13 protein-coding genes are annotated in these 13884 nt (G+C 44.2%); 9 read left to right on the forward strand and 4 right to left on the reverse strand.

The annotated features are described in order from the left end of the window. Positions 1-76: 76 nt before the first annotated feature. Positions 77-943 (reverse strand): endonuclease/exonuclease/phosphatase family protein, encoded by an 867-nt coding sequence (locus ACZ5ZC_RS07285; RefSeq protein ID WP_054867624.1) that lies wholly within the window; start codon positions 941-943, stop codon positions 77-79. A 309-nt stretch (positions 944-1252) separates the two neighbouring features. Between ACZ5ZC_RS07285 and nrdD the strand changes: the two genes are divergently transcribed. Then, positions 1253-3373, forward strand: coding sequence for an anaerobic ribonucleoside-triphosphate reductase (gene nrdD, locus ACZ5ZC_RS07290; protein WP_330942986.1), 2121 nt, complete (start codon positions 1253-1255; stop codon positions 3371-3373). 84 nt (positions 3374-3457) lie between these two features. Beyond that, positions 3458-3928 carry an anaerobic ribonucleoside-triphosphate reductase-activating protein gene (gene nrdG / locus ACZ5ZC_RS07295; RefSeq protein ID WP_054867622.1) on the forward strand — a complete coding sequence of 157 codons (471 nt, stop codon included), beginning with the start codon at positions 3458-3460 and terminating at the stop codon, positions 3926-3928. Between the two features lie 84 nt (positions 3929-4012). On the opposite strand, the gene ACZ5ZC_RS07300 is transcribed toward nrdG, so the two are convergent. Then, the gene (locus ACZ5ZC_RS07300; protein WP_464931560.1) at positions 4013-5398 is read right to left on the reverse strand and encodes an MATE family efflux transporter; all 1386 of its coding nucleotides are present in this window, start codon (positions 5396-5398) and stop codon (positions 4013-4015) included. 120 nt (positions 5399-5518) lie between these two features. On the opposite strand from ACZ5ZC_RS07300, the gene ACZ5ZC_RS07305 reads away from it, so the two are divergent. From ACZ5ZC_RS07305 to ACZ5ZC_RS07315, 3 genes are all read left to right on the forward strand, one after another. Next, positions 5519-6376 carry an AraC family transcriptional regulator gene (locus ACZ5ZC_RS07305; protein WP_053808398.1) on the forward strand — a complete coding sequence of 286 codons (858 nt, stop codon included), beginning with the start codon at positions 5519-5521 and terminating at the stop codon, positions 6374-6376. Between the two features lie 155 nt (positions 6377-6531). Then, positions 6532-7719 (forward strand): amino acid aminotransferase, encoded by a 1188-nt coding sequence (locus tag ACZ5ZC_RS07310; RefSeq protein WP_054867621.1) that lies wholly within the window; start codon positions 6532-6534, stop codon positions 7717-7719. 11 nt (positions 7720-7730) lie between these two features. After that, complete coding sequence (locus ACZ5ZC_RS07315) at positions 7731-8414, forward strand: ATP-dependent zinc protease family protein (protein ID WP_054867620.1); 684 nt, start codon at positions 7731-7733, stop codon at positions 8412-8414. Positions 8415-8527: 113 nt separating this feature from the next. Here the strand turns inward: ACZ5ZC_RS07315 and ACZ5ZC_RS07320 are convergent, their stop codons facing one another. Both ACZ5ZC_RS07320 and ACZ5ZC_RS07325 read right to left on the reverse strand, forming a co-directional pair. After that, the gene (locus ACZ5ZC_RS07320) at positions 8528-9064 is read right to left on the reverse strand and encodes a hypothetical protein (protein ID WP_005394515.1); all 537 of its coding nucleotides are present in this window, start codon (positions 9062-9064) and stop codon (positions 8528-8530) included. Positions 9065-9218: 154 nt separating this feature from the next. After that, on the reverse strand, positions 9219-9593 hold the full coding sequence (locus ACZ5ZC_RS07325) for a YgiW/YdeI family stress tolerance OB fold protein (RefSeq protein ID WP_005394506.1): 375 nt from the start codon (positions 9591-9593) through the stop codon (positions 9219-9221). A 155-nt stretch (positions 9594-9748) separates the two neighbouring features. Between ACZ5ZC_RS07325 and ACZ5ZC_RS07330 the strand changes: the two genes are divergently transcribed. The 4 genes from ACZ5ZC_RS07330 to modC all read left to right on the forward strand — a co-directional run bounded on the left by ACZ5ZC_RS07330 (position 9749) and on the right by modC (position 13845). Continuing rightward, the gene (locus ACZ5ZC_RS07330) at positions 9749-11200 is read left to right on the forward strand and encodes a cobyric acid synthase (protein ID WP_464931561.1); all 1452 of its coding nucleotides are present in this window, start codon (positions 9749-9751) and stop codon (positions 11198-11200) included. A 69-nt stretch (positions 11201-11269) separates the two neighbouring features. After that, positions 11270-12025: a molybdate ABC transporter substrate-binding protein gene (gene modA, locus ACZ5ZC_RS07335; protein WP_012842263.1), complete on the forward strand. Its 756-nt coding sequence runs from the start codon at positions 11270-11272 to the stop codon at positions 12023-12025. A 27-nt stretch (positions 12026-12052) separates the two neighbouring features. Continuing rightward, complete coding sequence (gene modB / locus ACZ5ZC_RS07340) at positions 12053-12739, forward strand: molybdate ABC transporter permease subunit (protein ID WP_012842264.1); 687 nt, start codon at positions 12053-12055, stop codon at positions 12737-12739. After that, positions 12739-13845, forward strand: a complete 1107-nt coding sequence (gene modC / locus ACZ5ZC_RS07345) for a molybdenum ABC transporter ATP-binding protein ModC (protein WP_268853413.1) — start codon at positions 12739-12741, stop codon at positions 13843-13845. Before modB ends, modC begins: the two co-directional genes overlap by 1 nt. Positions 13846-13884 lie beyond the last annotated feature (39 nt).

A 13884-nucleotide genomic window follows, 5' to 3' on the forward strand; every position in this document is an offset into this window, starting at 1 on the left:
CGTTAACTAATCAAACGTCTATCTAACAGGTAACAACATAAAGTAGCCCAGCATGATGCTGGGCTACTTTGTTCGTTCAGTTAAGCGTTACCGTTGTGTTTACAGGACAATGGTCACTCAGTTTGTAATCCAAAACATCTTGTGAGCTGAACAGAGTTTGATGCGCATTTTTCGCTTTTATTTGCGGGCTAACAATAATGTGATCAATCAAAGAACGGAATTGGTGTGTTTTTCTTGAGTTCTTATTTGAGCGAACCTTGCAATCCGCTTGGGTATCTCGCGTTACCAATTGTGCATCGTTACCAAGCGTCATGATCGCCCACAGCCAATCACGTTGATACGACAAGTTGTGATTAAAATCGCCCATTACGGCGTATTGCTGCTTTTTCTTTTCTCTCTCGCTCATCCATTTCGCAAGTGCTTCTCCTTGTTGGCTCAGAGTTTGGCAATTGCGGTTGTTTTTGTATGCTCCGCTGCATCCTGCTTTTAAATGCACAGAGAGCAGGTGAAGCTCGTCCTTTTGGTTTGGGTTAACGACGATGTAGCTGGCAAAGCGCAACTTGCTATTACCACGCGTGATTGAGAAGTCTGCTGGGTCAGACACTTCAATGTCTTTGCGCACAGCAAAACCGGTGTACTGGTTGGTATCAGAAAACTGAAGGTGCTTATTGTTTGATTGAGCTCGATCAGAGAGGTAAATCGCATAGCCATCGCCTACGGCTTTTTGAACGGCGGCTTTGGAGTCGACCTCTTGAAAGGCGATGATGTCGGCTTGAGTTTTATTCACATATTGATTGAGTTTGACGAAATCGTCACTGGTTCTAGAAACCTTACCTCCATTTATAGACAGCCATTCTATATTCCAACTGGTTAAGTTGATGGAGTTTTGAGCAAGTGACGTTGAACTAAAAATTAATAAGGCAGTAACAAATAGTGATCGCATATTGGCTTGTTTCACTCCTGGATTTTAGCGTATTCCTTTCCAACCTTTATCCTATAAGCGCTCTAAAAAAAGCAAGTAGATTTCGTACCAATTTTGCAATTTTCATGGTTTTCTTCGCAACTGAGATCAGTACCAATAAGATCGATTTGTTCTTGTCCGCTAGCCGATCTTTATTGATCAAAATCAATGTTTTCAAGTGGTGCTTTTCGTTAAATACGCCACAATATATTGTGTTAGCAGAATAAAAAATAACCCCATATAGTGTGTTTGTGGATAACTCTGTGAGTATGCTGGGGTAAGGAGAAGAAAGTGAAACCAATCGTAATCAAGCGTGACGGCTCAAGAGCTCCGTTCAACAGGGATCGTATCCAAGCAGCAGTTGAAGCAGCAGCGGAAAACAAAGATAAAGATGTCGCCATTTATGCTCTTAATGTCGCTCTTGCTGTCGAGTTACAGCTAAAAGATCACGATGAAGTTCACATCCATGAGATTCAAGACTTAGTCGAGAATGAGCTCATGCAAGGTCCTTACAAAGCCCTAGCACGTTCTTACATTGAATATCGCCATGACCGCGACATCGCGCGTGAAAAGCAAAGTGCACTAACTCGTGAAATCGAAGGCTTGATTGAAGAAAGTAACCTTGATTTGATCAACGAAAACGCGAACAAAGACGGCAAAGTTATCCCAACTCAGCGTGACCTTTTAGCGGGTATCGTGGCGAAGCACTACGCGAAAACGCACATCCTTCCTCGCGATGTGGTTCAAGCACACGAAGTGGGTGACATTCACTACCACGATCTGGATTACGCTCCGTTCTTCCCAATGTTTAACTGTATGCTTATCGATCTTAAAGGCATGCTAACGCACGGCTTTAAAATGGGTAATGCTGAGATTGATACTCCTAAATCAATTTCAACAGCAACAGCAGTAACGGCACAGATCATTGCTCAAGTAGCGAGCCACATTTACGGCGGTACAACCATCAACCGTATTGATGAAGTTCTAGAACCGTACGTAATCACAAGCTACGAGAAGCACCTAGAGATCGCAAAAGAGTGGAACATTGCTGAGCCAGAAGAGTTCGCAAAAGCACGTACAGAGAAAGAGTGTTATGACGCGTTCCAATCTCTAGAATACGAAGTAAACACGCTGCACACGGCGAACGGGCAAACCCCATTCGTAACGTTTGGTTTTGGTCTTGGTACAAGCTGGGCGTCTCGTCTTATTCAGCAATCGATTTTGAAAAACCGTATCGCTGGTCTTGGCAAAAACCGTAAAACCGCCGTATTCCCTAAATTGGTGTTCGGTATTAAAGACGGTCTAAACCACAAGGCAGAAGATCCTAACTACGACATTAAGAAGCTTGCACTTGAGTGTGCTTCAAAACGTATGTACCCAGACATTCTTAACTACGACAAAGTCGTGGAAGTAACGGGTTCATTCAAAACACCGATGGGTTGTCGTAGCTTCCTAGGTACTTACGAAGAGAATGGCGAACTTATCCATGAAGGTCGTAACAACCTTGGTGTAGTTAGCTTGAACTTGCCACGTATCGCGCTTCGTGCAAAAGGCAGCGAAGCGAAGTTCTATGAACTGCTTGATGATCGTCTACGTCTTGCTCGTAAAGCACTAGAAACACGTATTTCTCGTCTAGAGAACGTAAAAGCGCGCGTTGCACCAATTCTATATATGGAAGGTGCATGTGGTGTGCGCTTGAAAGCGGACGATTCGATTGCAGAAATCTTCAAAAACGGCCGTGCGTCAATTTCTCTAGGCTACATTGGCGTGCATGAAACTATCAACGCGTTGTTTGGTACTGAAGCGCACGTTTACGATGATGCCGTATTGCGTGAAAAAGCGGTCGCGATCATCAAACATCTAAAAGATGCGGTGAACCAATGGGCTGACGAAACTGGCTATGGCTTTAGCTTGTACGCAACACCAAGTGAAAACCTATGTAGTCGTTTCTGCCGCATCGACACCAAAGAGTTTGGTTTGATTGAAGGCGTAACAGACAAAGGTTACTACACCAACAGCTTCCACTTGGATGTTGAGAAGAAAGTTAACCCTTACGATAAGATCGACTTCGAGATGCCTTACCCAGAAATCTCAAGCGGTGGCTTCATCTGCTACGGTGAGTTCCCGAACATGCAACGTAATGTAGAAGCACTAGAAAACGTGTGGGACTACAGTTACACCCGCGTTCCTTACTACGGAACCAACACTCCGATTGATGAGTGTTATGAATGTGGTTACACCGGTGAGTTTGAATGTACAAGCAAAGGCTTTACTTGCCCAAGTTGTGGCAACCACGATTCAACCAAAGTATCGGTGACACGTCGCGTATGTGGCTACTTGGGCAGCCCAGATGCACGTCCGTTTAACTTCGGCAAACAAGAAGAAGTTAAACGTCGAGTGAAACACCTATAAGGTTAATTACCACTCGATTCAACACTTTGAAAATCAACCTGCTTTAGGTTGATTTTCTTTTTCGCGATAACAAAGAGACGCATTATGAACTACCACCAATATTATCCAATTGACGTTGTTAACGGACCGGGTACGCGCTGCACATTGTTTGTGTCGGGCTGTGTACATCAGTGTCGTGGCTGTTATAACCAGTCGACGCAACGCTTGGATTCGGGAGTGTTGTTCACGCAAGAAGCGGAAGACAAGATCATCAATGACTTGAATGACACGCGCATTAAGCGTCGCGGTTTGTCGTTGTCGGGCGGAGATCCGCTTCATCCTGCTAATGTACCTCATATTTTAAAGATCGTGAAAAGGGTGAGAGAAGAGTGTCCCGGTAAAGACATCTGGGTTTGGACAGGCTACACGCTGGCTGAACTGGATGACGCGCAAAGAGAAGTGGTGCAATACATCGATGTTTTGATTGATGGTAAGTTTGAACAAGACAAGAAAGATCTCAATCTCGAATGGCGTGGCAGTTCAAACCAAATCATTCATCACTTTACGGATATTTAATCAAGCATTATCCAAACATAAAAAGGGCTCACACGTGCATAACGGGTGAGCCCTTTTGGTGTGAGTTCGTTAGTGTATTTCTAGTTACGCTGTCACCGTTTGGTCATCCTCGACCATATTATTTATCCAACGTTTAGATTGGATACGATAAGTAGTCAGTACGCCTTTCACAAATTCTTCCGCTAGCAGAGACATCAAGACAAAATGCAAAGGCAACCCGAGTACCATACCGGTGTAATAGGTAAGGGGAATACCAATAGCCCACTGACCAAACGTATCAATGAAAATGCTGTAGCGAATATCTGCGCCGCTCTTTAGTACGCCGCCAATCCCTACCATGTTAAACACTCTCAAAATCATACCCAGCGCCATGACTAAGCATACGTTGAGTGCCATTTCTGCATCGGTTAATGGGCTCAGTACTAATAGATGATGAATCAAAGGCGAGCTCAACCACACTAGGAAAAACAATAAGGTGGCTAAGATTGCGCTGGTTAACACATACCACCACGCTGTTTTCTCGACCCGATCATAATGTTTTGCGCCAATATCATTCCCAAGAAGAACGGATGCAGCGACCGCAAATCCCATAAAGGTTGAAATCAGTACACCTTCAATCGGTGATAAGAATGAGATGATCGCAAGTTCTGAAACGCCCAATTGACCATAGATGATGCTGTAAACGATCAGCCCACCAGTCCAGAGCGCATCGTGGACCAACATGGGTAGAGAAACCTTAAAGTATTTTTGACGATACTGCTTTAAACGGCCTTGCGCCCAATCGAACTTGGTCGGAATAAGGTATGCGTAGCGTTTACAGAAAAAGTAAATCAACACTGCCGTTTGGAAAAATCGAGAAACAAAGCTGCCAACGGCTGCACCAAATACGCCCCATTGAGGGAAGCCGAATAAACCGAAAATCAAAACATAATTAAGCACGACATTCACGACAATAGCCGAGACACTGACGTTGGTTGCCAGTTTGGTTTGGCCTACGGAGCGCAATACCGCTTCTATCGGCACCACTATCGCGGTTGCAATGAGGCTAAAGCCCGTAATCACAAGATAATCACGCGCATAAGCGACGTATTCAGGATCGTCTGACATGAAAGAGACGATCTCTTTATCAAAAATCGCATAAAGAACAATAAACGGCAGCGTCACTAAAATGGAAATAAACCAAGATTGCGCCAGTGTTCTGCGGATTCCTGCCAGGTTCCCTGAGCCGTAATATTGAGAAGCCAGCACCGTTACTGCACCGCAAAGACCGAAAATGACTGCAAGGTTAAAGAAAAAGATGCGGTTTCCGACACCGACTGCAGCCGTTGCGGATTCGCCGAGTTGGCTCACCATGAAAATATCCACGACGCCGAGTAACGCAAAAAGCATGGATTGAAGTGAAACAGGAAGGCCAATCGCAATCAGCTTTTGCCAAAATGCTTTATCGATGTATTCGCGTGTTAAGAGCATCGCATTTCTCCTTAAAGATTAATGCGAGTAGTTTATCCCTATGATTTGGCGGTGTATTTTTCAAAGGCATCCAAAACCTTTGTAAAACTCTCCACTAGTGTATATGTGAGCCAATAAATCATGGAAGATAAACAAGAACGCTACGCGATTTCAGAAAAAACCTATCAAGAGTTTATTGATCACAGTCGAGTACTGGCATTGGAGGAGAGAGGCATTGTGCAGTGCGGAATTGCAACCTGTCGTGACTTCTTCTCTGTTTATCGTAAAAACCAAAAAAAACACATGCTGCTTTACACCGTGCGCGGTAAAGGTTGGTTAGAAAGTGGGGCGTGTCGATATGATTTGGAGCCTGGCTCGTTGATCACGGTGCCTGCAGGTGTTGAAAACGGTTTTGGTATGGAAGAGGAACCCTGGCAGATCGCATGGCTTTTTCTTACTCCTGATAGAGCATGGCCAATGATAGAGAGTAATATTAGTTACCAGCTCACATCTGCACCTGAGGTGATGTATGCGTGTATCCAAACGTTGTTACGCAGTATTAATCTTCCCATTGATTATGGTGGTGCGGTTGGTGCACATAGCGTGGCTCAGTTAGAGCTGATGTTAAACATGCCGCCCTCAGAGTCGATATCACGCAGCCAATTGAGGCTTCGGCGCGTATTCGATCTTGTCCAGCGTCAGCTCCATAAGGATTGGAGTGTCGAGCAAGTGGCAGCTTTATATCCATGTTCGGAGCCACATTTGCACCGTCTGACTCAAAAGCAGTTCGGTCGAAGCCCGATGGCACATTTAACACGTATGCGCATGGAATACGCTGCTAGGTTACTTCGTTCAACAGAATGGCCGATTCAACATATTGGAGAGATAGTCGGATATCCAACTAGTGCCAACTTTAGTACACGTTTTAAAGCGTGGTCGAGCATGACGCCAAGAGAATTTAGGAAAAACGGAAGAGTGGATTGGTATATTGAGGAGTGAATCGTTCTTTTTATAACCGATAGAGCGCACAAAACTTATCGTAACCCAGAATTTTGTTCTCTAATTGATGAAATAAGTGAAAAATCATTTCGCCATTTTTTGCGATGGTGTTAACGTGAGGTTCGGTACTTGAATTTCAAAGGGTTATGACTTTCATGTTTTCTAATCTCCCAACTCCCGTATTAGATCCTATTTTATCTCTATCCGTTGCATACCGTAACGATGACCGTCCAAACAAGGTTGACCTTGGTATTGGCGTCTATAAGAACAGCGCAGGCGAAACGCCAATCATGAAAGCCATTCTAATGGCGCAGGATGTCGTTGTTGAAACTCAAAAAACTAAATCTTACGTTGGTCTTGCGGGTTGCGAAGAATTTAATAAAAGCATGATCGATTTGCTACTGACGGGAACGTCAGCAATGGATCGTGTTGCTGCCATTCAAACGCCAGGTGCAAGTGGTGCGCTGCGTATGTTAGGTGACCTAATGAAGGTCGCACAGCCAGATACGACGGTTTGGATTTCAAACCCTAGCTACGTAAACCATAAACCAGTGATGGAAGCGGCAGGTCTTAAAGTTAAGTTCTACCATTACTTTTCTCCAGAAACGAAACAAGTAGACACAGCAAAAATGATGGATGATCTTGCGAAAGCAGGGCCTTCCGATGTTGTATTGCTGCATGGTTGCTGTCACAACCCAACAGGCGCAGATATCGATTTTTCTGCTTGGCAAGCCATTACGGAATTGTCACAGAAGAACGGTTTCACGCCATTTGTTGATATTGCCTACCAAGGCTTTGGTGATGGCTTAGAGGAAGACGCAAAAGGGCTTCGCTTCATGGCAGATAACGTTGAAGAGATGTTAATTACGACATCATGTTCGAAGAACTTTGGCCTATATCGCGAGCGCACAGGTGCGGCGATTGTCGTTGGTAAGAACATGCAAGACGTGGCCAACGCAAAAGGCAAGTTACTTACGTTAGCGCGTTCTACTTACACGATGCCACCCGATCATGGAGCGGCTTTGGTTAAGACGATTCTTCAAGATGACAACCTGACTTCCGTTTGGAAGCAAGAGTTGAGTGAAATGCAACATCGTTTGGTTAGTCTTCGTCAAAGTTTGTGTAACGAATTGAGAAACAACCATAATACCGATCAATTTGACTTCATTGAGGGTCACAAAGGCATGTTTACTGTGCTAGGCTTTAGTGAAAACCAAATGGCGCAACTGCGTGAAGATTATGGCATTTATGGTGTTGGCGATGGTCGAATTAACATCGCTGGACTTACCGAAACTCATATTCCATACGTAGCGGACGCAATTAAGAAAGTATCTCAAGCTTAATTGGAGTGTGGATGAAAAACTGGAAACTGATTCTGCCGCTTATGATGAGCGGCAGTTTAATTGCGTGTACGTCAACTCAAACGACGCAGGAACCTGTTGAGCCTGAGTCGCCGAAGGTCGAAGAACCTGTCAAAGTAGAGCCAGAAGTGAAACCAGAGGTTGATCCAACGCCTGAGGTTGAGCCTAAGCCTGAAGTAAAACCTGAGAAAAAGCCCGAGCCAAAACCGACAAAACCAGCCAAAGTGACAAAGACACCAGACGGCATGTTGATTCTTGGTTCTGAAGAGTGGGTTTACGTTCCTGAAATTGATCAAACCTTCAAAGCTAGGGTTGATACAGGGGCGACAACATCATCAATTAGCGCGACAGACATTGTTCCGTTTGAGCGTGATGGTAAAGATTGGGTTCAGTTTAAGATCGACTTGGGCGATAAAGAAACTAAAGAGTTTAAAGTACCTGTAGAGCGCTGGGCTAAAATCAAGCAGTCATCGTCAGAAGAGGTGGATAAACGAGCGGTAGTAAAAGCGTATATTACCGTCGGTGACCACAAAGAAAAGACAGAGTTTACGTTAGCTGAGCGTGGGCATATGAAGTTTCCAATTTTACTTGGTCGAAGCTTTTTTAGAGATATCGCCGTTGTGGATGTATCGAAAAAGTATGTCCAAGATAAACCTAAAAAATCCGGCAAAAATTAATGCCTTGTTACTAGTTCCTGCTAACAATCGGTACTTAACAAAAATGGCCTCCGAAACCGGAGGCCATTTTTATTGAATCACACACTTATTAATGCAACTGCTTAGTTACTTAATTAAAATGCAAAACGAGCAGACATCACAATTTGTTGGCCATAGACACCATTATTTTTGAAATCCGCGCCAAGTGATAGTTGCTGAGTAGAGTGGAATCTTGCGCCAAAATTATAAACGGTATTGGAATCGTCGTTATCCATTATTTGACCGATACGGGCATGTAGCTCAACATTTTGCATGAACCAAATACGAGTACCAATATTCACCTCAGTGCGCCACTCGTCACCCACTTTATCACTGCCGTTTTCTTTAATGTTGTGTACTAACATTTGGCCATAAATATCTGCAAATTGGCCTGCTGGGCCGTTAAAGCCAATACCACCAGCAATGTCCCAGTCTCCGCTGAATTCACTGTCTGCGCGAGCAATGAAGTGGGTGTTTTCCGTAAAGTAGGTATTGAACTCGCCACCAAATGTACCAGGGCTAGTGCCCATGCGAAATTCCATCGTGTTGTAGTTGAAATTATTTGCATGTGCGGAAAGTGGCAAAACAGCGCACAAACCAAAGGCTGCAACCTTTAGAGCTTTACCTAGCATGGTGTCTCCGGGCAAGATGATTAAAATGAACAAAAAAATGGTCTGCAAAAAGCAGACCAAGATTGATAAAGCTATCATTTTAAGTGCTTGCCGTCACCATTTAGCTGTAATGGTCACCACATCATGCTGATATCCAAAGCAATCGGGGGTTGTTTTACATGATCACCAGTTGCTCGACTTCAATTTCTGGCTTATTTCCGCCTTCAAATTCTCCAAACAGACGGACTTTAGTCGTGTGATCAATCGGAGTGTTTAGCTGAATATCGTCATCGAATTCCACCATCACTTCACCGGAACCGTCGCTAAAGACAAACTTATCCGCGCGAACTTGACGTAATAAGTTACCTTCAACGACTACATCTTTTTCAGTAAACATATTGGAGTCGTTTAGCAAGGCGTCCAATTTTTCCACAGTGACAGGACCATTAAACTGCAAGTTTGATTGGTTTTTAGCGTGATCTTTCGCGAATGCGATAGAAGGAGCAATAACTAAGGCGGCGATTGTTGCGATAATTGTATTCTTTTTCATGTTACATCCTCATCGGTTTGTTTTGATGGGTTCATTAAAACAGAGCTTGTTTGAACCAATGATGATTTCAACATTCATATTCTATTCATTTGCTTGAGTAAGTGGGGACGATGACGTTATGATTGTTCATCTTCCTCTATTCCTTACAAATGTTCATGAAATCAGCGATCCCATCTTTAATGGTTCAAGGCACCACTTCGGATGCCGGAAAAAGTGTCCTTGTGGCAGGTTTATGCCGTGTATTAGCGAGAAAAGGGATAAACGTTGCCCCATTTAAGCCACAAAACATGGCACTAAATAGTGCGGTAACCAAAGATGGCGGTGAAATAGGTCGAGCTCAGGCAGTTCAGGCACAGGCGTGTAATATTGAGCCAACCGTGCATATGAATCCGGTTTTGATTAAACCCAATAGTGATACAGGTGCTCAGATCATTTTGCAGGGCAAGGTAATTTCCAATATGGATGCGGCTGGTTTCCATGATTACAAGAAAGTTGCGATGGACACGGTGTTAGATTCCTTCTCTCGTCTAACTCAAGAATTTGATTCGATCATGATCGAGGGCGCAGGGAGTCCTGCTGAAATCAATTTACGTGAAGGCGATATTGCGAACATGGGTTTTGCGGAGGCCGCTGATGTTCCGGTGATCATTGTTGCTGATATTGATCGTGGTGGTGTGTTTGCACATTTGTACGGAACACTCGCGTTACTTTCTGAATCTGAACAAGCGCGAGTAAAAGGATTTGTTATCAACCGTTTTCGAGGTGATATTCGTTTATTGCAATCGGGCCTCGACTGGCTAGAAGAAAAAACAGGCAAACCTGTACTCGGCGTGCTTCCTTTTCTTCATGGTTTGAATTTAGAAGCAGAAGACGCGATCACCGCGCAGCAAGAGTTGCACTCTGAGGTAAAACTGAATGTCGTTGTGCCTGTTTTAACCCGGATTAGTAATCATACTGATTTTGATGTGTTGCGATTGAATCCCGACATCAATCTACGTTATGTAGGCAAAGGCGAGAAAATAGATAAAGCCGATCTTGTTATTTTGCCTGGGACCAAATCAGTTAGAGACGACTTAGAGTATCTAAGAAGCCAAGGGTGGGATAAAGATATCTTACGTCATATTCGTCTTGGTGGAAAAGTGATTGGTATCTGCGGTGGCTACCAGATGCTTGGAAACTTGATTGATGATCCAAATGGCGTCGAAGGCCAGCCGGGTCAAAGCGAAGGGCTTGGCTTACTAGACATCACCACGACGCTAACTAACAGCAAACAGCTTACAAATACACAAGCACAGCTTTCTCTTAATGGCAAAACAGCCAATGCAAAGGGGTATGAAATCCACGTAGGACAAAGTGAAGTGCAGGGCATTCAACCTCTTACATTGAGTACTGGTGAAGCAGAGGGGGCTATCAGCAAGTGTGGCCAAATCATGGGAACCTACCTTCACGGGTTCTTTGATGAGGCAGATGTCTTAAGCCTGGTGTCAGAGTGGGTAAACGGCACTCAAATCAAACAACAAGACTTTGAAGAGTTAAAGGAACAAGGAATTAATCGTATTGCAGATGCGATAGAACAACATATGAACCTTGATTTTTTGTTTAAATAGCACATTAACTGATTGAACTTTCAACCCAAATAACCAGTTCTTTCGCTTGCCTTGTATTGGAGTTTCTCTATGAAAGCATGGAAAACGCATGCTTGCCTCGCGGCAATATTAAGCATTTCATTTTCAGCTAACGCAGCTACGAACCTCAAAGTGTATGCGGCGTCTTCGATGACGAATGCGATCGACGAAATCGCACAAAACTTTGAAGAAAAGTATGACGTTTCTATCACTCCCGTTTATGGTGGTTCTTCTTCTATCGCTCGACAAATTATCAACGGCGCACCAGCGGATATATTCATTTCTGCGAATACTAAATGGATGGATTATTTGGTCGATAAAGACGTTATTTCTCGTGACAATGTCACAAGCTTGGTGCGCAATAGCTTAGTGTTGATTGCGCCTCAGTCTTCAGAATTAACCTCATTTAACTTCTCTGATGCAACAGCATGGGAAAAGGCATTGCATGGAAATCGCCTTGCGTTAGGCAATCCGACGTCAGTGCCTGCTGGTATGTACGCGAAAGAATCACTGACTACACTGGGTGTATGGAAAGAGATCCAAACTCAAATCGCACCAGCAAAGAATGTGCGCCTAGCTTTGGCGTTGGTTGAACGTGGGGAAGCACCTTTAGGCGTGGTCTACAAAACCGATGCGCAGTTAACCGACAAAGTCAAAATTGTTGGTGAATTCGCGAGTGATACGCATGCGGCTATTGTTTATCCGGCTGCGGTTGTGAATGATTCTATTGAGTCCGAGCAGTTCTTCCAGTACCTAAAATCGGACGAAGCCGCACGCGTTTTTGCTCAATATGGCTTTCTGCAATAAACCGGCTTTCAATCATAGGAACGAAGCGTGACAGAACTGGAATACCAAGCCTTAATGTTAAGCCTCAAAGTGGGCGCGTACGCAGTACTTTGGCTCATTCCTCTCGGTGTTTTTCTTGCTTGGCTACTTTCTCGAAAAACGTTCTTCGGTAAATCGATTCTAGATAGCTTAATTCATTTACCACTGGTATTGCCGCCAGTGGTTATCGGCTATTTGTTGTTGGTTTCTCTAGGGCGGCAAGGATTTCTTGGCAAGTGGCTTTATGAACATGTAGGGCTAGTCTTTAGCTTTAATTGGAAAGGAGCAGTAGTCGCTTGTATTGTGGTGGCCTTGCCTTTGATGGTTCGGTCTGTGCGGTTAAGTTTAGAGAACGTCGACCCAAAACTGGAACATGCCGCTTCAACGTTAGGCGCTTCTCCTTTAAAAGTTTTTCTCACCATTACGTTACCACTGACCATTCCCGGAATTATTACTGGGACGATGCTGTCCTTTGCTCGTAGTCTTGGTGAATTCGGGGCGACTATCAGTTTCGTCTCTAACATTCCGGGAGAGACCCAAACGATTCCACTGGCAATGTACAACTTTATTGAAACGCCAGGTGCGGAAATGCAGGCGGCTCGCCTATGTATCATTTCTGTCGCGCTAGCTTTGTCTACATTAATGATCTCTGAATGGCTAAATCGCAAAGCGGCAAGTCGATTGGGTGCGAAGTAATGACGATTAAAGTTCAATTTAAACAAATGCTTGGTGATACTGATTTCGATATTAAACTTGAGTTACCTTGTAACGGAATTAGCGCTTTGTTTGGGCGATCTGGTGCGGGAAAAACCACGTTAATTAATATCATCAGCGGATTAGTTGCACCAAAGCAGGGACATGTTGCGATTGGTGATCACGTTTTGTTTGATAGTGAAATGGGGATCAACTTACCAACACACAAGCGCGGCATTGGTTACGTGTTTCAGGACTCGCGTCTATTTCCTCACTATTCGGTTCAAGGCAACTTGTTGTATGGCGTTAAAGAAAAAGATGACGAGTACTTTGATGCAGTCACCGAACTCTTGTCTATCAAACCGTTACTAAAGCGCTTCCCGATCTCACTGTCTGGTGGTGAAAAGCAACGTGTTGCGATTGCGCGCGCATTACTATCAAAACCCAACTTGCTTTTGATGGATGAACCACTTGCGTCGCTTGATATGCCGAGAAAACGTGAGGTGATGCCATTTCTGGAGGAATTGTCGGATAAGGTTAATATTCCGATTATCTATGTCACGCATAGCCTGCAGGAGATCTTAAGACTCGCTCAACACCTCGCTATTATCGATCAAGGTAAAATTACGAGTTCAGGTAAGCTTGAAGATGTGTGGGCTTCTCATGCGATGCGTCCATGGCAGTCTTTCTCGGATCAAAGCAGCTTATTTGAAGGCCGAATTGCTGAACATCATGAGCGTTATGCGCTGACTTGTGTCAGCCTTGCACCTAATGCATCACTATGGGTGCAAAAGATTGATGGTGAGCCAGAGACGCCAATTCGCTTACAAGTGCGTGCCAACGACGTTTCTATTACGCTAGAGCAACCTAAGGCGACTTCTATTCGAAATATCCTGCCTGCGACTGTCGATTCAATCGAGGTGTTTAACGCGGCTGATGATAAACAGAGTATTAATGTATCGCTAAAGCTAGATGAGGGATGTTATTTGTGGGCAACAATAACACCTTGGGCGCTTGATGATCTCGACTTAAAGGCAGGTGATAGTGTATTCGCACAAATTAAAGGTGTCAGTGTCACGCAAAAAGACGTGGCATTAGCGCCGCATTAATCATTTAAAGCTACGCACGCTTAATGATCAAAAAAGGCC

It is taken from the genome of Vibrio sp. JCM 18905 (assembly GCF_055393305.1).

Coding starts and splice junctions, on each gene's coding strand:
- ACZ5ZC_RS07330 (WP_464931561.1), top strand. CDS start 9,749: ATGAAATCAGCGATCCCATCTTTAATGGTTCAAGGCACCACTTCGGAT.
- modA (WP_012842263.1), top strand. CDS start 11,270: ATGAAAGCATGGAAAACGCATGCTTGCCTCGCGGCAATATTAAGCATT.
- ACZ5ZC_RS07325 (WP_005394506.1), bottom strand. CDS start 9,593: ATGAAAAAGAATACAATTATCGCAACAATCGCCGCCTTAGTTATTGCT.
- ACZ5ZC_RS07315 (WP_054867620.1), top strand. CDS start 7,731: ATGAAAAACTGGAAACTGATTCTGCCGCTTATGATGAGCGGCAGTTTA.
- ACZ5ZC_RS07285 (WP_054867624.1), bottom strand. CDS start 943: ATGCGATCACTATTTGTTACTGCCTTATTAATTTTTAGTTCAACGTCA.
- ACZ5ZC_RS07310 (WP_054867621.1), top strand. CDS start 6,532: ATGTTTTCTAATCTCCCAACTCCCGTATTAGATCCTATTTTATCTCTA.
- nrdG (WP_054867622.1), top strand. CDS start 3,458: ATGAACTACCACCAATATTATCCAATTGACGTTGTTAACGGACCGGGT.
- ACZ5ZC_RS07320 (WP_005394515.1), bottom strand. CDS start 9,064: ATGCTAGGTAAAGCTCTAAAGGTTGCAGCCTTTGGTTTGTGCGCTGTT.
- modC (WP_268853413.1), top strand. CDS start 12,739: ATGACGATTAAAGTTCAATTTAAACAAATGCTTGGTGATACTGATTTC.
- ACZ5ZC_RS07305 (WP_053808398.1), top strand. CDS start 5,519: ATGGAAGATAAACAAGAACGCTACGCGATTTCAGAAAAAACCTATCAA.
- ACZ5ZC_RS07300 (WP_464931560.1), bottom strand. CDS start 5,398: ATGCTCTTAACACGCGAATACATCGATAAAGCATTTTGGCAAAAGCTG.